The sequence below is a fragment of the Bradyrhizobium sp. B097 genome, from assembly GCF_038957035.1.
Taxonomy (GTDB): Bacteria; Pseudomonadota; Alphaproteobacteria; order Rhizobiales; family Xanthobacteraceae; genus Bradyrhizobium.
In genome coordinates this window covers 7431266-7457002 of record NZ_CP152412.1, presented here as the reverse complement: position 1 = coordinate 7457002, position 25737 = coordinate 7431266, and the positions used below count along the sequence as shown (strand labels likewise).

General features: G+C 60.1%; 23 protein-coding genes. All 23 read left to right on the top strand.

Annotated elements, in window-relative coordinates; all coding sequences use genetic code 11:
• Positions 1–9: 9 nt before the first annotated feature.
• The 23 genes from AAFG07_RS34205 to nifE all read left to right on the top strand — a co-directional run bounded on the left by AAFG07_RS34205 (position 10) and on the right by nifE (position 25737).
• Positions 10–1800 (top strand): nickel-dependent hydrogenase large subunit, encoded by a 1791-nt coding sequence (locus AAFG07_RS34205; RefSeq protein WP_342724100.1) that lies wholly within the window; start codon positions 10–12, stop codon positions 1798–1800.
• 4 nt (positions 1801–1804) lie between these two features.
• Positions 1805–2524 carry a Ni/Fe-hydrogenase, b-type cytochrome subunit gene (gene cybH / locus AAFG07_RS34200; protein ID WP_342724099.1) on the top strand — a complete coding sequence of 240 codons (720 nt, stop codon included), beginning with the start codon at positions 1805–1807 and terminating at the stop codon, positions 2522–2524.
• Between the two features lie 11 nt (positions 2525–2535).
• Complete coding sequence (locus tag AAFG07_RS34195; RefSeq protein WP_342724098.1) at positions 2536–3120, top strand: HyaD/HybD family hydrogenase maturation endopeptidase; 585 nt, start codon at positions 2536–2538, stop codon at positions 3118–3120.
• 16 nt (positions 3121–3136) lie between these two features.
• Positions 3137–3427 (top strand): HypC/HybG/HupF family hydrogenase formation chaperone, encoded by a 291-nt coding sequence (locus AAFG07_RS34190; RefSeq protein WP_342729324.1) that lies wholly within the window; start codon positions 3137–3139, stop codon positions 3425–3427.
• Between the two features lie 307 nt (positions 3428–3734).
• Positions 3735–4073 (top strand): hypothetical protein, encoded by a 339-nt coding sequence (locus AAFG07_RS34185; protein WP_342724097.1) that lies wholly within the window; start codon positions 3735–3737, stop codon positions 4071–4073.
• Positions 4070–4933: a hydrogenase expression/formation protein gene (locus AAFG07_RS34180; RefSeq protein ID WP_342724096.1), complete on the top strand. Its 864-nt coding sequence runs from the start codon at positions 4070–4072 to the stop codon at positions 4931–4933. Before AAFG07_RS34185 ends, AAFG07_RS34180 begins: the two co-directional genes overlap by 4 nt.
• Before the next feature lie 187 nt (positions 4934–5120).
• Positions 5121–5429 carry a hypothetical protein gene (locus AAFG07_RS34175; RefSeq protein WP_342724095.1) on the top strand — a complete coding sequence of 103 codons (309 nt, stop codon included), beginning with the start codon at positions 5121–5123 and terminating at the stop codon, positions 5427–5429.
• Entirely contained in the window at positions 5426–6520 is a 1095-nt protein-coding gene (locus AAFG07_RS34170; RefSeq protein WP_342724094.1) for a hypothetical protein, read from the top strand. Before AAFG07_RS34175 ends, AAFG07_RS34170 begins: the two co-directional genes overlap by 4 nt.
• Entirely contained in the window at positions 6513–6854 is a 342-nt protein-coding gene (hypA, locus tag AAFG07_RS34165) for a hydrogenase maturation nickel metallochaperone HypA (RefSeq protein WP_342724093.1), read from the top strand. Before AAFG07_RS34170 ends, hypA begins: the two co-directional genes overlap by 8 nt.
• On the top strand, positions 6854–7813 hold the full coding sequence (gene hypB / locus AAFG07_RS34160; RefSeq protein ID WP_342724092.1) for a hydrogenase nickel incorporation protein HypB: 960 nt from the start codon (positions 6854–6856) through the stop codon (positions 7811–7813). Before hypA ends, hypB begins: the two co-directional genes overlap by 1 nt.
• Positions 7810–10071, top strand: coding sequence for a carbamoyltransferase HypF (hypF, locus tag AAFG07_RS34155; protein WP_342724091.1), 2262 nt, complete (start codon positions 7810–7812; stop codon positions 10069–10071). Before hypB ends, hypF begins: the two co-directional genes overlap by 4 nt.
• A 1-nt stretch (position 10072) precedes the next feature.
• Positions 10073–10309, top strand: coding sequence for a HypC/HybG/HupF family hydrogenase formation chaperone (locus AAFG07_RS34150; protein WP_342724090.1), 237 nt, complete (start codon positions 10073–10075; stop codon positions 10307–10309).
• Complete coding sequence (gene hypD, locus AAFG07_RS34145; RefSeq protein ID WP_342724089.1) at positions 10306–11448, top strand: hydrogenase formation protein HypD; 1143 nt, start codon at positions 10306–10308, stop codon at positions 11446–11448. Before AAFG07_RS34150 ends, hypD begins: the two co-directional genes overlap by 4 nt.
• The gene (gene hypE / locus AAFG07_RS34140) at positions 11445–12491 is read left to right on the top strand and encodes a hydrogenase expression/formation protein HypE (protein ID WP_342724088.1); all 1047 of its coding nucleotides are present in this window, start codon (positions 11445–11447) and stop codon (positions 12489–12491) included. The genes hypD and hypE overlap by 4 nt, the downstream gene beginning before the upstream one ends.
• 787 nt (positions 12492–13278) lie before the next feature.
• Positions 13279–14391 (top strand): alanine dehydrogenase, encoded by a 1113-nt coding sequence (ald, locus tag AAFG07_RS34135; RefSeq protein ID WP_342724087.1) that lies wholly within the window; start codon positions 13279–13281, stop codon positions 14389–14391.
• 702 nt (positions 14392–15093) lie between these two features.
• Entirely contained in the window at positions 15094–15288 is a 195-nt protein-coding gene (locus tag AAFG07_RS34130; protein ID WP_342724086.1) for a 4Fe-4S binding protein, read from the top strand.
• Positions 15289–15474: 186 nt separating this feature from the next.
• On the top strand, positions 15475–16971 hold the full coding sequence (sufB, locus tag AAFG07_RS34125) for a Fe-S cluster assembly protein SufB (RefSeq protein ID WP_342724085.1): 1497 nt from the start codon (positions 15475–15477) through the stop codon (positions 16969–16971).
• A 71-nt stretch (positions 16972–17042) separates the two neighbouring features.
• Entirely contained in the window at positions 17043–17795 is a 753-nt protein-coding gene (gene sufC, locus AAFG07_RS34120; RefSeq protein WP_342724084.1) for a Fe-S cluster assembly ATPase SufC, read from the top strand.
• A 19-nt stretch (positions 17796–17814) separates the two neighbouring features.
• Positions 17815–19137 carry a Fe-S cluster assembly protein SufD gene (sufD, locus tag AAFG07_RS34115; RefSeq protein ID WP_342724083.1) on the top strand — a complete coding sequence of 441 codons (1323 nt, stop codon included), beginning with the start codon at positions 17815–17817 and terminating at the stop codon, positions 19135–19137.
• Entirely contained in the window at positions 19134–20381 is a 1248-nt protein-coding gene (locus AAFG07_RS34110) for a cysteine desulfurase (RefSeq protein ID WP_342724082.1), read from the top strand. Before sufD ends, AAFG07_RS34110 begins: the two co-directional genes overlap by 4 nt.
• A 484-nt stretch (positions 20382–20865) precedes the next feature.
• Positions 20866–22368: a nitrogenase molybdenum-iron protein alpha chain gene (gene nifD / locus AAFG07_RS34105; RefSeq protein ID WP_342724081.1), complete on the top strand. Its 1503-nt coding sequence runs from the start codon at positions 20866–20868 to the stop codon at positions 22366–22368.
• Positions 22369–22435: 67 nt separating this feature from the next.
• Entirely contained in the window at positions 22436–23992 is a 1557-nt protein-coding gene (nifK, locus tag AAFG07_RS34100; RefSeq protein ID WP_342724080.1) for a nitrogenase molybdenum-iron protein subunit beta, read from the top strand.
• A gap of 98 nt (positions 23993–24090) precedes the next feature.
• Positions 24091–25737 carry a nitrogenase iron-molybdenum cofactor biosynthesis protein NifE gene (gene nifE / locus AAFG07_RS34095; protein WP_342724079.1) on the top strand — a complete coding sequence of 549 codons (1647 nt, stop codon included), beginning with the start codon at positions 24091–24093 and terminating at the stop codon, positions 25735–25737.

Genomic DNA, 25737 nt, shown 5'->3' with positions numbered 1-25737 from the left:
AGGGCGACGGTGGGCGTCAGGACACCGAATGGGTTCAACCTCGATTCTTCTGGTAAGCGAATTGTCATCGATCCGCTGACCCGGATCGAAGGCCACCTGCGTGTCGAGGCCAATCTCGATTCCGACAACGTGATCCGCAATGCAGTCTCGAGCGGGACGATGTGGCGCGGCATCGAAGTCATCCTGCGCGGGCGCGATCCGCGTGACGCATGGGCGTTCACCGAGCGGATTTGCGGTGTCTGCACCGGCACCCATGCGCTCACCTCTGTGCGCGCGGTTGAGAATGCGCTAGGGATCTCCATTCCGGAGAATGCCAACTCGATCCGCAACATCATGCAGCTGTGCCTGCTTGTGCATGATCACCTCGTGCATTTCTATCATCTGCACGCGCTGGATTGGGTCGACGTGGTCTCCGCGCTCAAGGCCGATCCCAAGTCGACCTCCGCGCTGGCGCAGTCTATCTCGCCCTGGCCGCTGTCGTCTCCTGGCTATTTTAAGGATTTGCAGATCAGGCTCACCAGATTCTTTGGATCAGGTCAACTTGGTCCGTTCAAGAATGGCTATTGGGGTCATCCGGCCTACAAGCTACCACCGGAAGCGAACCTGATGGCCATGGCGCATTATCTGGAAGCGCTCGACTTCCAGAAGGAGATCGTCAAGATCCAAGCCATTTATGGGGGCAAGAACCCGCATCCGAACTGGCTGGTCGGCGGCGTGCCATGCGCGATCAATATCGATGGAACTGGCGCGGTGGGCGCGATCCATATGGAGCGGCTTAACCTCGTGTCCTCGATCGTCGACCGTTCGATCGAGTTTGTCGAGCAGGTCTATGTGCCCGACATTGCAGCGATCGGCTCGTTCTACAAGGACTGGCTCTATGGCGGCGGGCTTTCGGGCAAAAGCGTGATGTCCTATGGCGACATCCCCGAAAGCGCCAACGACTGTTCCGCGAGAAGTCTCAAGTTGCCGCGCGGCGTCATTCTTGATGGCAATCTCAAGGAGATCTTGCCGATTGACCATGGCGATCCCGAGCAGATCCAGGAATTCGTCGCCCATTCTTGGTATAAGTACCCGAGCGAGTCCTGCGGTCTGCATCCCTGGGATGGCGTCACCGAGCCGAGCTTTCAGCTTGGGGGAAAGGTCAAAGGCAGCAGGACAGACATCAAGGAACTCGACGAAGGCGGCAAGTATTCCTGGATCAAAGCGCCGCGCTGGCGCGGCCACGCCGTCGAGGTCGGGCCGTTGGCACGATACATCATCGGTTGTGCGCAAGGTAAAGCCGAGTTCAAGGAGCCGGCCGAGAGACTGCTCAAGGGGCTCAATCTTCCCCTGACTGCGCTGTTTTCGACGCTTGGCCGTACCGCGGCCCGAGCGCTCGAATGTCAGTGGGCGGCGCATCAGATGCGTTATTTCCAGGACAAGCTGGTGCTCCACATCAAGGCCGGCAATACCGCAACTGCCAATGTCAGCAAGTGGAAGCCGGAAAGCTGGCCCAAGGAGGCCAAGGGCTACGGTTTCACTGAGGCGCCGCGCGGTGCGCTCGGGCACTGGATCAAGATCAAGGACACCAAGATCGGCAATTACCAATGTGTTGTGCCGACGACGTGGAACGGGTCGCCTCGCGATTCCAGGGGCAATATTGGCGCTTTTGAGGCCTCCCTGATCGGTACTCCGATGGCGGATCCGCGTCGGCCGGTCGAGATCTTGCGAACGATCCATTCCTTCGATCCCTGCTTGGCGTGTTCGACCCACGTGATCAGTCCTGCCGGCCAAGAAATGGCTTCAGTCAATGTTCGTTAGGCACATGCTGGACAAGGCTCCGCACCCCCTTACGGCGGTCGATGCGGCACCGACCGCTCGCAGTGACGGCCATGGCGTCGCCTACGTTTATGAGGCGCCGGCGCGACTGTGCCATTGGGTCAACGCGGCGGCCATTCTGGTGCTGGGTATATCCGGTTATCTCATTGGAACCGGGACACCGGCGATGCCGGGAGAGGCAAGCGGCAATTTCCTGTTTGGCTATATCCGCGTTGCGCATTTCTCTGCGGGATATGTGCTCGGCGTCGGCTTTCTGCTGCGCATCTACTGGGCCCTGATGGGAAACCCGTATGCCATGCAGATCTTTTGCGCGCCACTCTGGCGCAGGAGTTTTTGGCGCGAGGTGTACCACGAGATTCTCTGGTATGCTTTCCTTGCAGTCGAGCCCGAGAGACGTGTCGGGCACAATCGCCTAGCTCAACTCGCAATCTTCTTCATGTTTACGCAGACGATCACGTTCATGGTCGTCACAGGCTTTGCACTTTATGGGCAGGGCGCCGGTAGTGACAGCTGGCAGTACGAGTTGTTCGGCTGGGTGTTTGCAATCTGGCCGAACAGTCAGGACGTCCATACCTGGCATCATCTCGGCCTGTGGGTAATCGTGAGCTTTGCGCTCGTCCATATCTACGCGGTGATCCGGGAAGACGTCATGTCGCGCCGAAGTATCTCCTCCATGATTTCGGGTGAACGCGAGTTTCGCGATTGACTGGGAAGCGGATGCTGAGTTCGGAGAACAAGAAGCGGATCCTGGTGCTCGGCATCGGCAATATCCTGTGGGCCGATGAGGGATTCGGCGTGCGAGTGGTCGAGGAGTTTCACCGCCGCTACCTCACCCATGACAACGTCACCATCCTCGATGGTGGCACGCAGGGGCTCTACCTCGTCAGTTTTCTTGAGTGGGCGGACTGCCTGATCGTGTTCGATGCCGTCGACTATGGACTGCCGCCCGGGCAGTTGAAGCTCGTGCGAGATGACGAAGTGCCGAAATTTACCGCAGCCAAGAAGGTGAGCCTGCATCAGACCGGCTTTCAGGAGGTCTTGAGTGCGGCCGACCTGCTTGGCCGCTGCCCGCGAGAGCTCGCTCTCATCGGCTGTCAGCCGTTGGACCTGGAGCATTGGGGCGGTCCGCTGACTGCTCCGGTGCGGTTTCAGATTGCGCCTGCGATTGAACTGGCTTGCGAACTGTTGGTGCAGTGGGGCGCACCGGCAAAACTGCGGACCGCGCCGCTGCCTGCATCAGAACGGCTGTTGGCGAACAATATCGACCGTGCAAACTATGAAACAAGAGCGCGGCCGATCTAGCGGCCCGCGGCTGACCATGTGCCTTGGCTTGCCAATGACGATTGTTGAGACAGACGGCATCACGGCGCTGTGCGAGCATGGCAATGAACAGCGGCGTGTCTCGGTCATGCTGCTCTCCGACGCGTCGCTCGGCGCCAAGGTGCTCGTCCATATCGATACCGCGGTGCGGCTGTTGGACGGGGATGAAGCAAGGCTGATCTCGCAAGCACTCGACGGGCTTGAGGCCGGCCTCAACGGCGAGGACTGCGATCGCTTCTTTGCGGACTTGATCGGTCATGAGCCGCAATTGCCCGAGCACCTACGCTAGTGGTGGCGCTTGCGGACGTTGCGCTGCCCACGCTTGCTCACAAATCGAACCGCAATCGCAGGCACCCTTTACACGAAAAATGTCAAGCGCTTTGAGCCGCTGATCCGAGCGGGGGAGCGCGATCGCAGCGAGACGATGATTGGCATGTGCCTTGCTCATACCCCTCCCTAGCAGAACCAAAGATTACTAGAAGGCGTCCGATGAAGTTCCAGCCAGCGCAGCATGATCTGGCACGGCCGGTCTGTCCGAGGTGGGGAGCGGCAGCGCCGATGGGCGTCTGGCCACGCACGATCCCGTGAGGGCGGTCGTGGTGCTGCTGTCGGCGGCCGATCCCCTGTATTCGCTCTGGGCCATGCACGTCGCAATCTTCCTTTCTGAACTGATCAAGGCGCTTCGGCGGCGCATGCGAGGCGCAGTGACTGCGCGCGGCGCCAGTGACGAACTGAACGGACGGCTCGGGCTGCGTGGCCAGCCGACGCCGATCTTGTGCCATCAGCACGATACATTCCGCCTGACCGGCAAGAACCAGGTCCGTTTGGTCAAGATCGACCGCATCTCGGCACCGATCGTTCGGCCACACGCCCCTAGCGCTTGTATCGCCAAGAGCCTTGCCTCCTGGCACATCCAACGGAACGTCGCATCATGAAAACAGCGGCCAGCGTCGCATCCGAAGGCGCCGACCAGGCGGTAAGCGACTTCCCACTCGACGCGGAAAGTCTCGGCGTAATCCATAGTGGGCCGACGGCTGTGGGGGCGCTCACCAAGCGCGATTGGCGCGAAGGCGACGAGCTTGCGAGAATCTGTCCGAATGCCACCGCGCTGTTATCGAGCGCCGCTGCTGCCGTTGGCGGCCAGAAAAGCGGCGCACGGACGCAACTGTACAAACTGGCGAATCTCAGCGATCTCGAGCGCAAGCTGATTTCCGAAGTGCTTGGGGAGGGCGAGGTTGCCGGCGTCGTTGCGCTGCCAGATGGCTCTTTGGTGCAAATCCGGGAGGCCGTGCTGGCGGGCATCTGGCGCGTGCGCATCGGGTCGGAGCCGGCACACGAATATGTTGAGATCGGGGCGATCCCGCAGATCGTGCGGCGCGCCGCAACCGACCTGACGTCCACCGATCTCGTGATAGGCTCGGCGCCGGACGGCGCGATGAACGTGCTCCCGGTGCTCGCCGAAATACGCGAGCGGGCCCGCAGCTGGCGCTCTGGCATGGGCGCGCATGTCATCAATCTCACGCTGCTGCCGATGAGCGCTGTCGACCTGGCATTTCTGCAGCAAAGCGTAGGCAAAGGTCCGGTCCAGCTCATCTTCCGCGGCTACGGTTCATGCCGAGTCCAGGCGACCGGAATCCGGAACGTCTGGTCGGTGCAGTTCTTCAATTCTATGGACAGCATCATCCTGGATACGCTGGAGGTCGGCGGCGTGCCGATTGTAGCGCTGGCCGCCGACGAGGATTTCGAGGATTCCGCCGAACGCTTGCAGGAAATCATCGAGGCTTACTTCACATGAAGAGCTTAGAGAATATTTGGCATCCGGCGGGCTCTCGCGGACGGCGCGCGCATGCACGGTGGCGCAATATCCCAATAGGTTGCCGCAAGCATCTCCCCCGACGCTCGAACGAACCGTTCGGGGTCGAAGTGATCAGATTTCGCACGCGTGAGCGCGGGTCGTTGGCATGATGGGCGCGCCTTGGGTTATGAAGGTGGTTGTCATCCTGCGTAACGGCACTCGGCAACCACGTGTTGAGCGGAAATCGAGAGTTCGAGCCGGCAAAATTGAACTTATTGTCAGCGAGATCGCGCTATTGGGCTTGATTGCCTGTTGCGCGCTGTTGTCGGCGTTCTTCGCGCACGAAGACATGCGGTCCGCCCGTGCCGAAGTGGCGGTCCCTGCCATGATGTGGCGGGACGACCGGCCAGCGTCACATCGGATCCATTCGCCAGATCTCAGTTCGCGCGACCGCTGGCGTTTCTTGCGCGAGATGATGGCGGAACGGTGCGCATGAGCTTCACCGCCCGCAACAAGATCGAAGTCACCGTATCGCTTGCTGCTGACGTAATCGCCGCAGTCGAGATCCTGCCACGAGTCCGGCCGCCGCTGGCACGGCTGTTCGCCGGCAAGCAGGCCTTGTCGTTGCTCAAGGCCCTGCCGCGGCTCTTCGCGTTATGTGCCGTTGCGCAACAAACTGCATTGCTGTCCGCGGTCGAGGCCGCGCGCGACCAAGAGATCATCCGCTCGACAAAGCAGCGTCGTATTACCCTCGTCGTTGCCGAGCGCATCGCAGAATTGCTGCGTAGTCTCTTTGTCGGACATCTCACGCCGAACATCGCCAATGCGGCTGCGATCCGCTCCCTGATGCGGGGAATCTCAGTGCTTGTGGGCAGCGCACAGCCAGCCTGCGGCTCTGCTCGACGCGAAGCGATAGCGCAGATTGTGACCGCGCTCGCCGCGCTCGGCATAACGAATGAAGATGGCGCGCTGAGGCCAGGTAGCCCATTCGCGCTTCGCATTGCGGCGCTTGATGAGGTCGACTTGAAGTCAGTCCCGATCGAGCACTCGTTCCTGTCGGTTGCCGACGACCGCAACATCGTTGAACGGCTGCTCGCGAATGACGCGACATTTTGCTATTGTCCCGATCTTGAGGGGCATGCGCCCGAGACGGGTCCATGGGCGCGCCAGATGACGCGTGATCGGCTCCCGCCGGGTCGGTCGGGGGCGGTCGAACGGCTGAAGGCCAGAATTGCGGAAATCGTTCGGCTATGCGCTTGGCTCAAGGCCGGTGCTCACATCGATTCGGCCGAGCACGGGATCATCGAAAGCTACAGACTAGGCCCTGGCCGTGCAGCGGCCGCGGTCGAATGCGCCAGGGGTCGCCTCTATCACGCGGTTGAGCTTGATCCTCAGGGCCAGATATCCCGCTTCGAATTTCTTCCGCCGACGGAATGGAATTTCCATCGGCGCGGACCGCTTGTCCGGAGCCTGCAGGGCGCGGTGCTGACGGCGCGACGACATCAGGATGCGGTTCGTGCGGCGATTGCATCGCTCGACCCCTGCGTCGGCTTCACACTCAATCTTCGCGAAGTTGGCGATGCATGAAATGGCGCTTTGTCTGGGCATCATCGAAATCGTCGAGCAAGAGTTGCGTCGCCGATCGTTTTCGCAGGTTCGGAGCGTCTGCCTGGAAATCGGGGCGCTGAGCCATGTCGCGCCCGAAGCGATCATGTTTTGCTTTGCAGCCGTTGCAACGCGGACCGTTGCCGATGGCGCGGTTCTAAAAATCGTCGAACTCCCCGGCCTGGCCTGGTGCATGACCTGTTCGAAGAGCGTGGAAATTGCGCGGCGAGGTGAGTGCTGTCCTTGCTGCGGCAGCTATCAGTTGCAGGTAACCGCGGGCGAACAGATGCGAGTGAAAGAGCTGGAGATCGATTGATGTGTACCGTATGTGGTTGCGGCGAACAGGCGTCTTTAACCGGACACGCCGAAGCGGATGATGGGCAAGGCCAGGGGTGTTGCCGTGCTCATGTGCAGGACGATTGCGATCGCCATCACGTCCATCTGCATGGTGACCAAAGCCTGCAGCATTCATATCGGGCTCGCCACAGTCATAATCACCACGATCGTCCTGGCCATCAGCAGGCTCATGGTGGGCAGGCGTTTCCGAGCTGCGGCGCCGGCCCGGCTGCCTTGAAGGTCTCGGGCATGAGCAGCGAGCGGGTCATTCAGATCGGGCGCGACATCCTTGGCAAGAATAACGGGATCGCGGTGGACAACCGCGCGCGCTTCGTGGCCGATGATCTGCTCGTGTTTAATCTTGTGTCCAGTCCCGGTGCAGGCAAAACGTCGCTGCTTGTCCGCGCCGCGTCCGAGCTCAGGCGCAGCCGCCCGATCGGGGTCATCGAAGGCGACCAGCAGACCTCGAACGATGCCGAACGCATTCGGGCGGTCGGCGTGCCAGCTATTCAAATCAATACCGGCAAGGGTTGCCATCTCGATGCTGCAATGATTGGCGAGGCTTATCGCCGCTTGCCGCTGCTCACGCGAGGTATTCTCTTCATCGAGAACGTCGGTAATCTGGTCTGTCCCGCAGCCTTTGATCTTGGCGAGGCCTGCAAGATCGTGGTGTTATCGACTACCGAAGGTGAAGACAAACCGCTCAAATATCCGGATATGTTTGCCGCTTCTTCGCTTATGCTGATCAACAAGATTGATCTGGTGTCCGTGCTTGAGTTCGAGTTGGGCAGGACCATCGAATATGCAAGGCGCGTCAATCCAACGATCGAAGTGCTCGCGGTTTCGGCGCGTACCGGCGAGGGGTTTGGCGCGCTCTACGCTTGGATCGATAAACAGGCGGCGCATCTGAGGCGCGCCGCGGAGGACACAAGGCGATGAGCGCCACCGCCGCTTGCGGCGACCGAAAACGGCTGCGCGTGCGCGTGAGCGGGGCTGTGCAAGGGGTCGGCTTTCGTCCCTACGTCTATGGCCTCGCCACGCGGTACGGTTTGGCGGGATTTGTCATCAATGGCCCCGAGGGCGTCACGATCGAGGTCGAGGGTGACCGTGCATCGGAGTTTGTCGCCGCTTTGCCGCTCGAGGCACCTCCACTGGCGCGCATCGACCACGTCTGCGTTCAGGAGACCGCGGCGCTCGCGGTGAAAGACTTTTCGATCGGCACGAGCGAAGGTGGCAAGTTGTCAACGCGGATCGTCGCCGATGCCGCAACTTGCCAGCAATGCCTCAGTGAGTTGTTCGATCCAGAAAGTCGCCATTACCTTTATCCCTTCATCAGTTGCTCGCATTGCGGCCCGCGCTATACCATCGCCGAGCAGCTTCCATACGATCGCCGCAACACGGTTATGGAGGCTTTTAGGCTTTGTGCCGCCTGCGTGGCTGAATATGTCGATCCGGCGAGCCGCAGGTTCCATGCGGAGGCGATCGCGTGTCCGACATGTGGCCCTCGGCTCAGCCATGGGATCAACGCCATTGTCGCGGCGATCGCCGGCGGCCAAATCGTGGCGATAAAGGGGCTGGGCGGGTACCAGCTGCTGTGCGACGCGCGCAACCAGGGCGCCGTGCAGCGCTTGCGCAGCAGAAAGCAGCGCCCTGAGAAACCGTTCGCGGTCATGGTCGGTTCCATAGAGCGGGTCAATGAGATCGCGGACGCGAATGCGCCCGAGCTTGCGCTACTCGAATCCGTAGCTCGCCCCGTCGTCCTTCTACCTACACGCAATCATCTAGCGCCCGGCATAGCTCCTGGCTTATCGCGTGTGGGTGTCATGCTGCCTGTAGCCCCGCTGCATCACCTCATCTTTCATGCGCTTGCCTCGACAGGAGCATGGCTTGAGGGGCCCGGCCCCGTCATCGTCGCCACCAGTGCCAATCTTTGCGGCGAACCGCTACTGATCGACAACGTGCAGGCGCTGCGACGACTCGAGGGGATCGCCGACCTTGTCGTGACCCATGATCGCGAGATCCTAACGCGTCCCGATGACTCCGTGGTGTCGGTGGTGGCGGGCCGGCCCCAATTCATTCGTCGCGCTCGTGGCTATGTTCCCGAACCGATCCGGCTTGCGAGGTCTGTGCCGCCCGTGCTCGCCGTCGGCGGCGCGCTGAAATCGACCGTCACCATCACGCGGGACAACGAAGCCTTCGTGTTCCAGCATATTGGCGATCTCGATACGGCCGAAGGCATCTGTGTATTCGAGGAGACGGTCCGGCACCTCACATCGACCCTTGACGTGGAGCCTGTCGTCATCGCCCATGATCTGCATCCCAATATGGCGTCTATCCGGTTTGCGGAAGCAAGCGGCCGGGCGCGGGTCGCTGTCCAGCATCACCACGCACACGCTGCGGCCGTCATCGCTGAGCATGGCCATGCGGGACCTGCGCTTGCGCTGGTGCTCGACGGCCATGGCTTTGGCTCCGACGGTGGCAACTGGGGCGGTGAGCTATTGTTGTGCGAAGGGATGAGGTGTCGACGCATCGGGCATTTCGCGCCCCTGCAAATGCCTGGCGGAGATCGTGCAGCCCGCGAGCCGTGGCGCATGGCGAGCGCAATATTGCAGTTGGTCGGCCGGGGAAACGAAATCGGGCCTCGCTTTGCAGCGCAACGGCAGGCTGAGCGCGTGCAGGCATTACTTGATCAGCCGGGCGGGGCCACCACGACCAGCGCGGGCCGGTTGTTCGATGCAGCAGCGGCGCTGCTGGGGATTGCGAGTGTGCAAAGCTATGAGGGCGAAGCTGCGATGAAGCTCGAGGCGCTGGTGCGGCGGACTGCGATTTTCGATGCCGGCTGGACTATCGATGGCGGCGTGCTGTCGCTTCGTCCGCTGTTTGCACGCTTGATTGCAGACAAGATTGACGCCGCGGACGGAGCCGGGCTGTTTCATGGTACCTTCGCCGCCGCCTGCATTGACTGGGTCGCGCACTCTGCGCGAACGACCGGGGTCAATACCGTTGTTCTAAGCGGCGGCTGCTTCCTGAACGTGGTGCTGGCGGATGAAATCCAGCGCGGTTGCAGCGGCGTCGGTCTCATCCCGCTGATGCCACGGCAGGTGCCACCCAATGATGGTGGCTTGAGCCTTGGCCAGGCTTGGATTGCAGCCCTGCAGATTGCTGAACAGTCGTCAGCCCTGGAAGGAACAGCCTGATATGTGTCTTTCGGTCCCGGCAAAGATCGCGAAAATTCTTCCCCACGACATGGCGATCGTGTCCATCGACGGCGTCAGCCTGGAAATATCGATCGCTCTCATCGACGAACTCGACGTCGGCGACTGCGTCCTTGTCCATGTCGGCCATGCGCTGGCCAAGATCGACCCGATAGAAGCCAAGCGCACGATGGAGCTCCTGCAAGAACTGGGCCGCGCAGGGCTGGAGCTCCGATCATGAAATATGCCGACGAATTTCGCGACAAGACCATCGCGCAGGGGCTGGCGCGTGCGATTGGCGCCGAGGCCGGTCCACAAAGAGCCTATCGGTTCATGGAATTCTGCGGCGGACACACGCATGCGATCTCCCGCTACGGCCTGGAGGATTTGCTGCCCGCGAATGTCCGCATGATTCACGGGCCGGGTTGTCCCGTCTGCGTTCTGCCCGCCAGCCGAATCGACATGGCGATCCGGCTCGTCGAGCGCCCGGAGGTCACCCTGTGCGTCTACGGCGACCTGATGCGCGCGCCCGGGTCGCAAGGACAGTCCCTGTTGCGAGCCAAAGCGCTCGGCGCTGACATTCGGATGGTCTATTCGACGCTCGACGTTATCCGGCTCGCCGAACAGGTGCCGAGCCGAGAGGTGGTCTTCTTTGCCATCGGATTTGAGACCACGACGCCCCCGACAGCGGTGATGATCCGGATTGCCGAGAAGAAGAAGCTGAAGGGTCTCAGCGTGTTCTGCAACCACGTGCTTACTCCGTCTGCGATGCACAGCATTCTCGAGAACCCGAAGATCCGCAATATCGGCGGGGTCGCAATTGACGGCTTCGTCGGGCCTGCACATGTCAGCACGATCATCGGTACGCGGCCTTACGAGCCTCTGGCGGAACAATTCGGTAAGCCGATCGTGATCGCGGGATTTGAACCGCTCGACGTCATGCAGGCGATCCTGATGCTGGTGCGGCAGGTGAACGAAGGCCGTTATGAGGTGGAGAACCAATACAGCCGCGCGGTGACGCGCGAAGGAAATCGGCGTGCCAAGGACGAGGTCTTGCAGGTATTCGAACTGCGGGAGCAGTTCGAATGGCGTGGGCTTGGACTCGTACCCAACAGCGGACTGAAGCTGAAGCGGGCTTACGCGCGATATGACGCCGAGGCGCGTTTTGCGATGCACGAGCTGCGTGTCGCCGACAATCCGGCGTGCGAGTGCTGCGCGATCCTGCGCGGCGCCAAGCGGCCGGTTGACTGCAAGCTGTTTGGAACCGTCTGCACGCCGGAAACTCCCATAGGGTCCTGCATGGTCTCATCGGAAGGTGCTTGTGCCGCGTATTGGACATATGGCCGAGTTCGCGATGATGGGGGGAGGCGGATGTCATGAGCGTAAAGGCCGATCAACGCAAGCTCGACCTCGAGAACGGACGCGTTGATCTTTCCCACGGATCCGGGGGCCGTGCCATGGCACAGCTGATCTCGGGCCTTTTTCACCAAGCCTTCGGCAATGAATGGCTCGCCCGCTGCAATGATCAGTCGGCGTTTGACGTTACGACAGGCAGGATGGTGATGACGACCGATAGCTATGTGGTTTCGCCGCTGTTCTTTCCCGGCGGCAATATCGGATCACTCGCTGTGCACGGCACGATCAATGATGTCGTCATGGCCGGCGCGCGTCCTCTCTATCTATCGGCCAGCTTCATCATCGAGGAAGGTTTCCGGTTTTCGGATCTGAAGACGATTGCGGATTCGATGGGCGAAGCGGCGCGCGGCGCCGGCGCTTACATCATCACTGGGGACACCAAGGTCGTCGAGCGCGGCAAGGCGGATGGTCTGTTCATCTCCACGACCGGGATCGGGGTTCTGGCCGATGGGCTCGATCTGTCCGCCGACAAAGCAAGAGTCGGGGACCGTGTCCTGGTGTCCGGTAGCCTCGGCGATCATGGGGTGGCGATCATGTCAACGCGCCACAACGTCGCCTTTCAAATCGAGATCGTCTCGGATTCCGCAGCGCTGCATAACCTTGTAGCCGTCATGGTTGCGGCCGGTGGCCGCGGCATCCGGGTGATGCGTGACCCCACGCGCGGCGGTCTTGCGGCCTCCCTCAACGAGATTGCGCATCAATCCGGACTCGGGTTCCGTCTGCAGGAAGCGGCCATTCCGGTGAAGCCCGCGGTTGCGGCCACTTGCGAACTCCTTGGGCTTGATCCGATCCATGTCGCTAATGAGGGCAAGCTCGTTGCGATCGTCGCGCCCGATTTGGCCGATGCCGTGCTCGCAGCCATGAAGGCGCATCCGCTCGGATGTGATGCAGCTGATATTGGTGAGGCGGTAGCTGACGATCACAAATTTGTGCAGATGGCGACCGGTTTCGGCGGCGGACGAATTGTCGATTGGTTGTCGGGCGAACAATTGCCACGGATCTGTTGAACACGTCGCGCCCATTTGCGGCGGGCATGAAGGCGTCATGCATGCGCATCTTCCGAGTTTTGGGAAACCAAATTTGAGATCAATGGTCATTAGCCATCAGCACCGACAAACGAGCCTAAAATTTGCGGCCGGTCCTGCTCAACTGGCAGGCTGCGATGTTCACTCGTCACGAAATTCGGCAAGGCTTGGTTTTCGTTGTTAGCTTTTCCACGACCCGAGAACCCAATCCGAAACGACTTATGCCATCGCGCAGCTCGCGGTGGCTCAACCCAGGCAAAGTCGTTGCTCCCACTTGCCACTCCAAGGCTGAAGGGAGGCGTAGGCCGCTCCTACAAGCCTCTTTACAAGGCTTCGACTTGCATCGTGCCGCTTGATTTTGGGCCTACTGTTGCACAAGAGCAGCTTTGAGATCAGAGACTCGCGATCTCCCCTCCTGGGTCTAGGCGGCTCGGGAGAACGGACTGACCACCAAGGTTCTATGCAGTCATGGACCTCGCGTATAGCCAACGCGTGATTCGCAGGCAATGAGGTGAGGATACGTTCGCTCTGAGCGGAAGGCCCATTGTCATCGCCGCGGAAGGTAATTCAGTAGACGTTATCAAGACGTCGGCCGCGGAGGGAACGATGGTTAAGCTCAGAGTGGTCATTCAATCCGCGCAGTATCTGTTTGTTTGAATCCTGCGCCGTTGGTCAAAGATCGCCGAATTCCTGCGCCATTTGCGCGCCTGCGTCGCAATATCGCTGCGCTCTTCCGATTAGAAAAGCTCTCCGGGCAGGGAGTTTTCAAATGAAGGTCGGAGTTCCCAAGGAAATCAAGGCGGACGAATATCGCGTGGGCCTTACCCCTGGAGCTGTTCGCGAATACGTGGCCGCGGGCCACCGCGTGATGATCGAGACCAATGCTGGCGCGGGCATTGGTGCAACCGACGACGATTACCGCAACGCCGGCGCAACGATTCTAGCTTCCGCAGTTGAGGTATTCGCATCGAGCGAGATGATCGTAAAGGTTAAGGAGCCTCAGCCGTCCGAATGGAGCCAGCTGCGGGAGAGCCAGATCCTCTTCACTTATCTGCATCTGGCCCCGGATCCGGAGCAGGCCAAGGGGCTCCTAAAATCCGGATGCACTGCGATCGCCTATGAGACCGTAACTGATGCGCATGGTGGTCTTCCACTGCTGGCACCGATGAGCGAGGTCGCGGGTAGACTTGCGATCGAAGCGGCGGGTAGCGCCCTGAAGCGGAGTGCAGGCGGACGAGGGCTGTTGATCGGTGGGGTGCCGGGCGTTCAGCCGGCTCGGATCGTGGTGATTGGAGGTGGCGTCGTTGGTACGCATGCGGCGCGCATGGCGATCGGTTTGGGCGCAGAGGTCACCATCGTCGACCGCTCGATACCCCGGCTCCGCGAGCTGGATGAGCTATTTGAAGGGCGCGTTCGGACCAGGTTCTCGACCATCGGCTCGGTGGAGGAGGAGGTATTTGCGGCCGATGTGGTGATTGGGGCGGTGCTCGTTCCAGGTGCGAGCGCGCCGAAGCTAGTCCGGCGGGGCATGCTGAGTTCGATGCGTAAGAGGGCCGTGATCGTGGACGTCGCTATCGATCAGGGCGGCTGCTTTGAGACATCGCACCCAACTACTCACGCTGATCCAACTTACGAAGTGGATGGCGTCATTCATTATTGCGTGGCCAATATGCCCGGCGCCGTGCCGCTGACCTCGAGCGAGGCACTGAACAACGCCACGCTGCCGTTTGGCCTGGCTCTGGCCAATAAGGGTTTTTCCGCCGTGCTCGAAAATCCGCATCTGCGCGCGGGACTCAATGTCCATCGGGGCCGGCTAACTTACAAGGCCGTGGCCGAGAGCCTCGGGCTCCCCTTCTCACCGATCGAACAGGCTGCGGCCTGATCCCAGAAGCCCTTACGGGGCGTTTCCTCCCTGACTTGGGCCACCCTTCGGGGTGGCCTTTTTTCGGCTCTATCAACCCGCTCAGCGCAGTTGGCATTTGTTTGGAACGCCGAGCGAAGCCGGGATCGCTAGACGATCACGCTTGGATTTCAGTCGTCCTCGTGATGCGAAACAATGTACTTTCGCCCCACACATGGCACCTGAATGCAGGTTTGCCGGCGGGGATTGAACATTGCGTGCAGCCGCTCACCCAGAGAGCCCGCGATGATCGGAGTGTGACTTTATCTGGCGCGATCGCCGCGACCGTTTCTAGCCGTGTTGTGGAGACGCGCCGAATCCGCCGTCGTTCCGGTGAGCAGAGCCAATAAAATGGGCCAGGGCGACCTGACGCAGCAGCGGAGCACTTGGGAAGAGGCGGGGCGACCTGATTGTAGCCGCGCCACCGCAGCAATGGGAAGGATGGCGCCCTGGGGCTGCGATCGCGGTTCACCTGGTCGGCTGACCGCCGTCAGATCGACGATGCGCTCAAACCACGGCATCGAGATCAAGCTACTGTGATGCCGATTGTAGAATTTGCGACACGCCGTCGAGGCGACGACATGCGCTATGGAAAATAGCCGAGACAAATCAAACCTAGGCTCTTTGGCACAAGACTTGAACGCAAGAAACCGTCCCGCACCTTCTGCTTATGGAATCGCAGTAATGGCCTACAAGATAATCGCGTCCCAGTGCACCGTCTGCGGTGCGTGTGAGTTCGAATGTCCCAACGCCGCGATCAGCCTGAAGAACGACATCTATGTGATCAATCCGACCAAGTGCACCCAATGTGAGGGGCATTTTGACGCGCCGCAATGCGCCGTCGTTTGCCCGGTGCCCGAGACCTGCGTGCCGACATAAGGAGTAGCTGATGAGTGGGGCTCCGGCGCGAAGCATGATGACGACACTACCGACGGCGTGCGTCTTTTGGATCCGACGCCTGATTCTCTCGCTCGCTGGCCCCGAGTTGGCCGAGACTTGCGCGATCAGCTCGGAGAGGGCGGAGCGGAACTGGCTGGAGTCGTCCTTGCGCGAGCGGAGTGGGCAATGGTAGCTGTACATGAGACGGTCGAGCGCGTCCGGCGCATCGACGTCGACCAGTATCGATATGGGTTTGAGACGCAGATCGAGTCCGACAAGGCCCCGAAGGGGCTGTCGGAAGACACCGTCCGCTTCATCTCTGCAAAGAAGAATGAGCCGGCTTGGATGCTGGAATGGCGCCTGGAGGCGTATCGCCGCTGGCTGACCATGACCGAGCCGACCTGGGCGCGCGTCAACTATCCGAAGATCGACTATCAGGACATCTACTACTACGCGGCGCCGAAGCCGAAGAAGACGCTGTCCTCGATCGACGAGATCGATCCGGAAATCCTCAAGACCTACGAGAAGCTCGGCATTCCCTTGCGCGAGGTTGCGATCCTCGAAGGCGTCGAGCCGCCGCCCGGCGGCGCGCCGTCGCCCAGCCGCAAGATCGCGGTCGACGCCGTGTTCGATTCGGTGTCGGTGGCGACCACCTTCCAGAAGGAGCTGAAGGCGGCCGGCGTGATCTTCATGCCGATCTCGGAGGCGATCCGCGAGCATCCCGAGCTGGTGCAGAAATATCTCGGCACCGTGGTGCCGACCACGGACAATTACTTCGCGACGCTGAACTCGGCGGTGTTCTCCGACGGCTCGTTCGTTTACGTGCCGCCGGGCGTGCGTTGCCCGATGGAGCTGTCGACCTATTTCCGCATCAACGAGCGCAACACCGGCCAGTTCGAGCGCACGCTGATCATCGCCGACAAGGGCTCCTACGTCTCCTATCTCGAAGGCTGCACCGCGCCGCAGCGCGACGAGAACCAGCTGCATGCCGCGGTGGTCGAGCTGGTCACGCTTGACGACGCCGAGATCAAGTATTCGACGGTGCAGAACTGGTACCCCGGCAATTCCGAGGGCAAGGGCGGCATCTACAATTTCGTCACCAAGCGCGGCGACTGCCGCGGCCGGAATTCCAAGATCTCCTGGACCCAGGTCGAGACCGGTTCGGCGATCACCTGGAAATATCCGAGCTGCATCCTGCGCGGCGACAATTCGAGCGGCGAGTTCTACTCGATCGCGATCTCGAACGGCTTCCAGCAGGTCGATAGCGGCACCAAGATGATCCACCTCGGCAAGAACACGTCGAGCCGGATCATCTCCAAGGGCATCGCCGCCGGCAAATCGCAGAACACCTATCGCGGCCTCGTCAGTGCGCACCGTAAAGCCACCGGCGCACGCAACTACACCGCCTGCGATTCGCTCCTGATCGGCGACAAATGCGGCGCTCACACCGTCCCCTATGTCGAGGCCAAGAACGCCTCGGCGATACTCGAGCATGAGGCGACGACGTCGAAGATTTCCGAGGATGTGCTGTTCTACTGCGTGCACAGAGGCTTAAGCGAGCAGCAGGCCGTCGGCCTCGTCGTCAACGGCTTCGCGAAGGACGTTCTGCAAAAACTGCCAATGGAATTCGCGGTGGAGGCACAGAAGTTGATCTCGATCTCGCTCGAGGGATCTGTTGGATAACTAAACGTCCCGCGAGCCCTCCCGAATACGGCTCGCCGTTCCGGATGACGCATTTCAGGGATCAGATCAGAATGGCGCTACTCGAAGTCCGAGATTTGCATGTTGATGTCGAGGACCGCGAAATTATTCGCGGCCTGGATCTTACGATCAATGCGGGTGAGGTGCACGCGATCATGGGGCCGAATGGCTCCGGCAAATCGACGCTCTCTCAAGTCATCGCCGGCAAGCCGGGCTACGAGGTCACCAGCGGACAAATCCTATTCAAGGGCGAGAACCTCCTGGAGATGGAGGCCAATGAGCGGGCCGCTAAGGGCGTGTTCCTGGCGTTCCAGTATCCGGTCGAGATCCCCGGCGTGACCACCATGAACTTCCTGCGCACCGCGCTGAACACCCAGCGCAAGGCGCGCGCCCAACAGGAATTCTCCACCCCCGAATTTCTGAAAAAGGTCCGCGAGGTCGCCAAGTCGCTCAACATCCCACAGGACATGCTCAAGCGCGGCGTCAATGTCGGATTTTCCGGCGGCGAGAAGAAGCGCAACGAGATTTTGCAGATGGCGCTGTTCGAGCCGAGTCTGTGCATCCTGGACGAGATAGACTCCGGCCTCGATATCGACGCGCTGCGGATTGCCGCCGACGGCGTCAACGCGCTGCGCTCGCCGGAGCGCGCGATGGTCGTGATCACCCACTATCAGCGGCTGCTCAACTACATCGTGCCCGATGTCGTGCACGTGATGTCGAAGGGCCGGGTGGTGAAGAGCGGCAGTAAAGAACTCGCGCTGGAGCTCGAGGCTTGTGGCTACGCCCAATTCGAGGACGCGGCCTGACGGCTCAAGGAATTTCCTGATGAACCAGGTTTTAGCCAAAGCCGGCGCCGGACGCCTAATGGGGAATGTCTTCGCCGCGGCGCATGGACGCCTGCCTGGCACAGGCCCTGTCGCCCGTATCCGTGCAAGGGCATTCGAGGCCTATGAGCGTGCCGGCCTCCCGCATCGGCGTATGGAGGCTTGGAAATACACCGATCTGCGCGCCCTGATCGGCGAGGTACTGCCACTCGCTCCGCGACCGGACGCAGCTGCGCTGGTGCGCGCGCAGACGTCGGCCAAACAAGCGGCTGCCGATCAGGCGGTCAAACTCGTTTTGGTGGATGGCATATTCGCGCCTGAGCTATCCGACGCCGGCAGGCTGGAGAATGGGGTCAATGTGCGGTCGTTGCGTGAGGTTCTGGAGAACTCGGCCAATAGCGCGATAGCGGGTCTGGTGCTGTCGACGACGACTGATGCGGTGATCTCGCTCAATGCCGCAATGGCGACCGATGGCCTGGTGATAACGGTTGCTGAGGGCCATGCGGTGAAGCGTCCGATTCAGATCGTTCACGTAGCAACCGGATTGTCGGTGTCCAACTTTACGCGGTCCTATGTGCAGCTCGATGAAGGGGCGCATGCGGCTGTGGTGGAAACGTTCGTTTCGGCTGAAGGCGCGAGCGGTTATCAAACCAACGATGCGATCATCGTCCTGGTTGGTGACGAGGCGAGCCTTTCGCATATCCGGGTGGCAGCCGATGCCGCTGACGCCGTGAACATCTCGTCGGGAATCATCGCAGTCGGCGCCAGGGCGAAGCTCAATCTCTTCAACATGACCTGCAGCGGTTCCATCAGTCGCTATCAGGGATTCGTCACGCTGGCCGGCGAAGGATCCAAGCTCTCGGCGAACGGGATCAATCTTCTCAGGGAAAAGCAGCACGCCGATACGACAATCGTCGTCGACCATGCCGCACCACATTGCAGCAGTCGGGAGAAGTTCCGCGCGGTCGTCGATGATTGCGGCCGCTCGGTGTTCCAGGGCCGAATCGTCGTTCGTCCCGCCGCGCAGAAGACGCACGCCACGCTGACGACGCGCGCGCTGCTTCTGTCCGACCAGGCCGAGGCGGACAATAAGCCAGAACTTGAAATCTTGGCTGACGACGTGACCTGCGGCCACGGATCGACATCAGGCTCGCTGGATGGCACTCTCGTATTCTATCTGCTCGCTCGGGGTCTATCCGAGAAGGATGCGCAGGCACTGCTGATAAAGGCGTTCCTTGGCGAGCCGATTGAGGAGATCGCCGCCGAGAATCTACGCGATTTTGTGACCGTTCAAGCTGAACACTGGCTGCAGGCGCGGCGATGAGCGTGCATCCCGCGATTAGCAATGGTCGTTACGAGGTCAACCGTCTGCGTACGGACTTTCCTGCGCTGGCCATGACGGTGTACGGCAAGCCGCTTGTTTACCTCGATAACGCTGCATCCGCGCAAAAGCCGAAGGCGGTGCTTGACCGTATGATGCAGGTGTATTCCAGCGAGTATGCCAACGTACATCGTGGCCTGCACTACCTCGCTAACGCGGCGACCGAGGCGTATGAAGGTGCCCGTACCAAGGTGGCGCGATTTGTGAACGCACATCTAAACGAGGAGATCGTCTTCACCCGCAGCGCCACGGAGGCCATCAATCTGGTCGCCCAGACCTTTGGCCGTGAACGCATCACCCCGGGTGATGAGATCGTTCTGTCTATTATGGAACACCACTCCAATATCGTACCGTGGCATTTTCTAAGGGAACGGCTCGGCGCAGTCATCAAATGGGCGCCAGTGGATGACGACGGCAACTTCCTGCTCGATGCATTTGAGCGGCTCCTGACCCCGCGCACCAAGATGGTTGCGATCACCCAGATGTCGAACGTGCTAGGTACCGTCCTGCCGGTCAAAGACGTCGTGAGGATCGCACATGCGCGTGGTATCCCGGTGCTGGTCGACGGCTCGCAAGGATGCGTCCATCTGACCGTCGACGTCTGCAACATCGATTGCGATTTCTACGTGATGACAGGCCACAAACTCTATGGTCCGACCGGGATCGGCGTGCTTTACGGCAAGTCTGAGCATCTGGCATCGATGCCGCCCTTCAACGGTGGCGGCGAGATGATCCGTCAGGTCTCGCGTGCGGGCGTCATCTATGGTGGTCCGCCGCACCGGTTCGAGGCAGGTACGCCGCCGATCGTCGAGGCGATCGGTTTGGGGGCGGCTGTGGATTACATCAATTCAATAGGCAAGGAGCGGATTCGCAAGCACGAGAACGCGCTGCTCGCTTACGCGCAGGAGAAGCTGGGGGACATCAACTCCGTGCGCATGATCGGGACGACGGCCGAGAAGGGGCCGGTCATCTCCTTTGATATGAAAGGCGCGCATGCGCATGATATCGCCACCGTCATCGACCGTGCCGGAGTAGCGGTTCGGGCGGGGAGCCATTGCGCGATGCCGCTGCTCGAGCGCTTCGGCGTGCTGGCGACGTGCCGCGCATCTTTCGGACTTTACAACACATGTGAAGAGATTGATACGCTCGTGCTGGCGCTCATCAAGGCGCGGCAGCTGTTCTCGTGAGCCGGCGAGCTTGCCACGTCTAAGTGGCTAGGCCAGTTTGTATTGACCTCGGGATGATGATGAGGTCTTGCCCATGGGGCATCATCGCCATCGTAGAGGTAAGTCTCTGTAGGTCTCGGCAAGCATAGATGGCATTGGCAAGCCCGCAGTCGGCCAGCCGGCCCTGCGGGCGGTTTCCCTCGTTGCGGGCTGCCTCCCGCCAGGGTGATCGCGAAGTACGGCGATCAACAGCCGCGCGCCGCAAATCGCGCGGTGCATTTCACGTAGTGCCAGCCCGTGTTCCATTTCGAACAGGACCAAACGAAGGGTTCTTCGGACAAAGCGCGATGTCGCGTTAGCAACAATACCCAGTCCGAGACCACGGAATGCGCTAATCGATTTCAATCACTCTGCTTTTTGTGCTCGCGCCGCATTGGCATGCTCGTTGCAAAAGTCTTGCTCAGGAAGTCGCTCTCCCAATAGCTAACCCTTGAAGGACATCAGCATGAGTCTCGCCACGACCCAGAGCATCGCAGAAATCAGGGCTCGCAACAAAGAGCTGATTGAGGAGGTGCTGAAGGTCTATCCGGAGAAGACCGCGAAACGGCGCGCCAAGCACCTCAACGTTCACCAAGCCGGCAAGTCCGACTGCGGGGTCAAGTCCAACATCAAATCCATACCCGGAGTGATGACCATCAGAGGCTGTGCCTATGCAGGGTCCAAGGGGGTGGTCTGGGGACCGATCAAGGACATGGTCCATATCAGCCATGGCCCGGTTGGCTGCGGTCAGTATTCGTGGGGCTCGCGGCGCAATTACTACGTCGGCACGACGGGCATCGATAGTTTCGTGACCCTGCAATTCACCTCCGACTTCCAGGAAAAGGATATCGTATTTGGTGGCGACAAGAAGCTGGTCAAAGTCATTGACGAAATCCAGGAGCTTTTTCCACTCAACAACGGCATCACTATCCAGTCGGAATGCCCGATCGGACTGATTGGGGATGACATCGAGGCCGTATCAAGAGCGAAATCCAAGGAATATGACGGCAAGACCATCGTGCCGGTCCGCTGTGAGGGCTTTCGCGGCGTGTCGCAGTCGCTCGGCCACCACATTGCCAATGATGCGGTGCGCGACTGGATTTTCGACAAGCTCGAGCCCGAGGGCAATTCAAAGTTCGAGCCGACGCCGTACGATGTTGCGATCATCGGAGATTACAATATCGGCGGCGACGCCTGGTCATCGCGAATTCTGCTGGAGGAAATGGGACTGCGGGTGATTGCGCAGTGGTCCGGTGACGGTTCGCTCGCCGAGCTCGAGGCGACGCCGAAGGCAAAGCTCAACATTCTGCATTGCTACCGTTCGATGAACTACATCTCCCGCCACATGGAAGAAAAGTTCGGTATCCCCTGGTGCGAATATAACTTCTTCGGACCTTCAAAGATCGCAGAATCGCTGCGCAAGATTGCGGGCTATTTCGACGATAAGATCAAGGAAGGCGCCGAGCGGGTGATTGAAAAGTACCAGCCGCTGGTGAACGCCGTGATCGCAAAATATCGCCCTCGCCTGGAGGGCAAGACGGTGATGCTATACGTCGGCGGACTTCGTCCGCGTCACGTGATTGGCGCATACGAGGACCTCGGGATGGAAGTCGTAGGCACCGGGTACGAGTTCGGCCACAACGATGACTATCAGCGCACCGCCCAGCACTACGTAAAGGACAGCACGCTCATCTACGACGACGTCACTGGCTATGAGTTCGAGCGCTTCGTCGAAAAGCTCCAGCCCGACCTGGTCGGCTCGGGCATCAAGGAAAAATACGTTTTCCAAAAGATGGGTGTGCCATTCCGGCAAATGCATTCCTGGGACTATTCGGGCCCATATCACGGCTATGACGGCTTTGCGATCTTCGCGCGCGACATGGACATGGCTGTCAACTCGCCGGTCTGGAAGAAGACGAAGGCGCCCTGGAAAGAAGCGCCGAAAGTCAAGCTCTTGGCCGCGGAATAAAGCAACTGATCTCGCTCCCCGCGGAGAGCTGGGGCGATACCAATTTCGATAGTGAAGGATCTTAACAATGGCGCAGAGTGCAGAACACGTGCTCGATCATCTCGAACTGTTCCGCGGTCCAGAATATCAGCAGATGCTGGCCACCAAGAAAATATTCGAGAATCCCCGCGATCCCGCTGAGGTCGAACGTATCAAGGAATGGACGAAAACACCGGAGTACCGCGAGAAGAACTTTGCGCGGGAGGCGCTGGCGGTAAATCCGGCCAAAGCCTGCCAGCCGCTTGGCGCCGTATTCGCCTCGGTTGGCTTTGAGGGCACGCTGCCATTCGTCCACGGCTCGCAAGGCTGCGTGGCCTATTACCGCAGCCATCTGTCGCGGCACTTCAAGGAGCCGAGCTCCTGCGTCTCTTCGTCGATGACGGAAGACGCTGCTGTATTTGGCGGCCTGAACAACATGATCGACGGGCTCGCCAACAGCTACAACATGTACAAACCCAAGATGATCGCGGTTTCCACGACCTGCATGGCTGAGGTGATCGGCGATGACCTCAACGCCTTCATCAAGACGTCGAAGGAGAAAGGCTCTGTTCCGACGGAGTTCGATGTGCCGTTCGCGCACACACCAGCGTTCGTCGGCAGCCACGTCACCGGCTATGACAACGCGCTCAAGGGCATTCTGGAGCATTTTTGGGACGGCAAGGCTGGAACAGCGCCAAAGCTAGAGCGCAAGCCAAACGAGGCAATCAACATCATTGGCGGGTTCGATGGCTACACCGTCGGAAACCTTCGCGAGATCAAGCGCATCTTGGCATTGATGGGCATCCAACACACGGTACTGGCCGATAATTCGGAAGTCTTCGACACCCCGACAGATGGCGAGTTCCGCATGTATGACGGCGGCACCACGCTGGAAGACGCGGCCAACGCGATTCACGCCAAGGCGACAATCTCCATGCAGCAGTGGTGTACGGAAAAAACGCTGCCGTTTGTATCCGAGCATGGTCAGGACGTCGTGTCTTTCAATTACCCGGTGGGCGTATCCGCAACGGATGACTTTCTCGTGGCGTTATCACGCATCAGCGGCAAGGAGATCCCGGAGCAACTCGCGCGAGAGCGTGGCCGCTTGGTTGATGCCATCGCTGACTCCAGCGCGCATATCCATGGCAAGAAGTTTGCGATCTATGGCGATCCAGATCTCTGCTATGGGTTAGCTGCCTTTCTGCTCGAACTTGGCGCCGAGCCGACCCATGTGCTGTCGACCAACGGCAATAAGGCGTGGCAGGAAAAAATGCAGGCGCTGTTTGCAAGCTCACCGTTCGGGCAGACCTGCCAGTCCTATCCGGGCCGGGACCTCTGGCACATGCGCTCGCTCTTGTTCACCGAGCCGGTCGATCTTCTGATTGGCAACACCTATGGCAAGTATCTCGAGCGTGACACTGGAACGCCACTGATCCGCATCGGCTTTCCAGTTTTTGATCGGCATCACCATCACCGCTCCCCTGTATGGGGCTATCAGGGCGGCCTGAATGTGCTGGTGAAGATCCTCGACAAGATATTCGACGAAATCGACAAGAAGACCAACGTTCTTGGCAAAACTGACTACAGCTTCGACATCATTCGTTGATGACGAACAGTGCGCATGCCATCGCCGAAAAAACTCGACGATGGCACAGGCGCACGATGGGTGACCTTGCAATTGGCTTCGGCTGAGAGGAAAAACGGATGAATTCGCTAGCGGCCACGGTCCAGAATATTTTCGACGAGCCGGGCTGCGCCAAGAATGGCAGCAAGTCGGAGGCCGAGCGCAAGAAGGGCTGCACTCAGCAGCTGCAGCCGGGCAGTGCGGCGGGCGGCTGTGCCTTCGACGGCGCCAAGATTGCGCTGCAGCCGTTTACCGACGTTGCTCACCTGGTGCATGGTCCGATCGCGTGTGAAGGTAACTCCTGGGACAATCGCGGCGCGGTGTCTTCCGGCTCGAATCTGTGGCGCACCGCATTCACAACCGACATGAACGAAACCGATATCGTATTTGGAGGCGAGAAGCGCCTTTGTAAAGCGATCAAGGAAATCGTGGACAAGTGCGACCCGCCCGCCATCTTCGTCTATCAGACCTGCATCCCGGCGATGATCGGTGACGACATCGACGCGGTCTGTAAGGCGGCATCCAAAAGGTTCGGCAGGCCCGTGATCCCGATCAACTCCCCGGGGTTCGTTGGTTCCAAGAACCTCGGTAACAAGCTCGCCGGCGAGGCCTTGCTCGACCATGTGATCGGGACGCGGGAGCCGGACTGCACCACGCCGTACGATATCAACCTGATCGGAGAATACAATCTCTCGGGAGAGCTCTGGCAAGTGAAGCCATTGTTAGATGAGCTCGGAATCCGGATTCTCTCCTGCATCTCGGGCGATGGCAAATATGGCGAAGTCGCGTCATCCCATCGCGCGCGGGCGGCGATGTTGGTGTGCTCAAAGGCCATGATCAACGTCGCACGCAAGATGGAGGAACGTTTCGGGATCCCATTCTTCGAAGGGTCATTCTACGGCATCCAGGATTCAAGCGATTCGCTGCGTCAGATTGCCCGCTTGTTGGTTGAACGCGGCGCGCCGAAAGAGCTGCTCGGGCGCACCGAAGCGGTGATCGCGCGCGAGGAAGCGTGGGCCTGGGCTGCGATCGAGCCGTACCAGCCACGCTTCAAAGGCAAGAAGGCTTTGTTGATTACCGGCGGCGTCAAGTCGTGGTCGGTCGTTGCTGCACTACAGGAAGCCGGGCTCGAACTGGTCGGAACCAGTGTGAAGAAGTCAACAAGGAAGGACAAGGAACGCATCAGGGAGCTTATGGGGCAAGATGCCCACATGATCGAGGATATGACGCCCCGGGAAATGTACAAGATGTTGAAGGACGCAAAGGCGGACGTCATGCTATCGGGCGGCAAATCGCAGTTCGTCGCGTTGAAAGCGGCGGTGCCCTGGCTCGATATCAACCAGGAGCGTTGCCACGCCTATCTGGGCTATGTCGGCATGGTCAAACTTGTGGAGGAGATCGATAAGTCGCTCTCCAATCCGATGTGGGAACAGCTACGTCGACCGGCGCCATGGGAGGCTTTGGCCAGGGTGAAGGTGCAGATGCAATCGCCGGTGGCCGGGATCGCCTGCGATCCGGCGCTCGCCGAAACGGCGCGCCGCGCGAGGAAAATCTGCTTCTGTAACACGGTCGATCTCGGCACGATCGAGGATGCGATCTACGGGCATGGTCTGAGGAGCGTCGAGGCAGTTAGAGAGTACACTGATGCGGTCGGTGGCTGCTGCAAGAGACGTATCGAGGAAATCTTGGTGTCCTCGCCATCTGCCGCGCTACAGGCCGCAGAATAG

What these genes read in the sequence shown, in the direction of transcription:
- sufB (WP_342724085.1), top strand. Translation starts at nt 15,475, where the DNA reads ATGGTAGCTGTACATGAGACGGTCGAGCGCGTCCGGCGCATCGACGTC.
- AAFG07_RS34170 (WP_342724094.1), top strand. Translation starts at nt 5,426, where the DNA reads ATGAGCTTCACCGCCCGCAACAAGATCGAAGTCACCGTATCGCTTGCT.
- cybH (WP_342724099.1), top strand. Translation starts at nt 1,805, where the DNA reads ATGCTGGACAAGGCTCCGCACCCCCTTACGGCGGTCGATGCGGCACCG.
- AAFG07_RS34110 (WP_342724082.1), top strand. Translation starts at nt 19,134, where the DNA reads ATGAGCGTGCATCCCGCGATTAGCAATGGTCGTTACGAGGTCAACCGT.
- sufC (WP_342724084.1), top strand. Translation starts at nt 17,043, where the DNA reads ATGGCGCTACTCGAAGTCCGAGATTTGCATGTTGATGTCGAGGACCGC.
- AAFG07_RS34195 (WP_342724098.1), top strand. Translation starts at nt 2,536, where the DNA reads ATGCTGAGTTCGGAGAACAAGAAGCGGATCCTGGTGCTCGGCATCGGC.
- hypA (WP_342724093.1), top strand. Translation starts at nt 6,513, where the DNA reads ATGCATGAAATGGCGCTTTGTCTGGGCATCATCGAAATCGTCGAGCAA.
- AAFG07_RS34190 (WP_342729324.1), top strand. Translation starts at nt 3,137, where the DNA reads ATGTGCCTTGGCTTGCCAATGACGATTGTTGAGACAGACGGCATCACG.
- hypD (WP_342724089.1), top strand. Translation starts at nt 10,306, where the DNA reads ATGAAATATGCCGACGAATTTCGCGACAAGACCATCGCGCAGGGGCTG.
- hypF (WP_342724091.1), top strand. Translation starts at nt 7,810, where the DNA reads ATGAGCGCCACCGCCGCTTGCGGCGACCGAAAACGGCTGCGCGTGCGC.
- AAFG07_RS34150 (WP_342724090.1), top strand. Translation starts at nt 10,073, where the DNA reads ATGTGTCTTTCGGTCCCGGCAAAGATCGCGAAAATTCTTCCCCACGAC.
- hypB (WP_342724092.1), top strand. Translation starts at nt 6,854, where the DNA reads ATGTGTACCGTATGTGGTTGCGGCGAACAGGCGTCTTTAACCGGACAC.
- nifK (WP_342724080.1), top strand. Translation starts at nt 22,436, where the DNA reads ATGGCGCAGAGTGCAGAACACGTGCTCGATCATCTCGAACTGTTCCGC.
- hypE (WP_342724088.1), top strand. Translation starts at nt 11,445, where the DNA reads ATGAGCGTAAAGGCCGATCAACGCAAGCTCGACCTCGAGAACGGACGC.
- AAFG07_RS34180 (WP_342724096.1), top strand. Translation starts at nt 4,070, where the DNA reads ATGAAAACAGCGGCCAGCGTCGCATCCGAAGGCGCCGACCAGGCGGTA.
- sufD (WP_342724083.1), top strand. Translation starts at nt 17,815, where the DNA reads ATGAACCAGGTTTTAGCCAAAGCCGGCGCCGGACGCCTAATGGGGAAT.
- nifD (WP_342724081.1), top strand. Translation starts at nt 20,866, where the DNA reads ATGAGTCTCGCCACGACCCAGAGCATCGCAGAAATCAGGGCTCGCAAC.
- AAFG07_RS34175 (WP_342724095.1), top strand. Translation starts at nt 5,121, where the DNA reads ATGAAGGTGGTTGTCATCCTGCGTAACGGCACTCGGCAACCACGTGTT.
- nifE (WP_342724079.1), top strand. Translation starts at nt 24,091, where the DNA reads ATGAATTCGCTAGCGGCCACGGTCCAGAATATTTTCGACGAGCCGGGC.
- ald (WP_342724087.1), top strand. Translation starts at nt 13,279, where the DNA reads ATGAAGGTCGGAGTTCCCAAGGAAATCAAGGCGGACGAATATCGCGTG.
- AAFG07_RS34130 (WP_342724086.1), top strand. Translation starts at nt 15,094, where the DNA reads ATGGCCTACAAGATAATCGCGTCCCAGTGCACCGTCTGCGGTGCGTGT.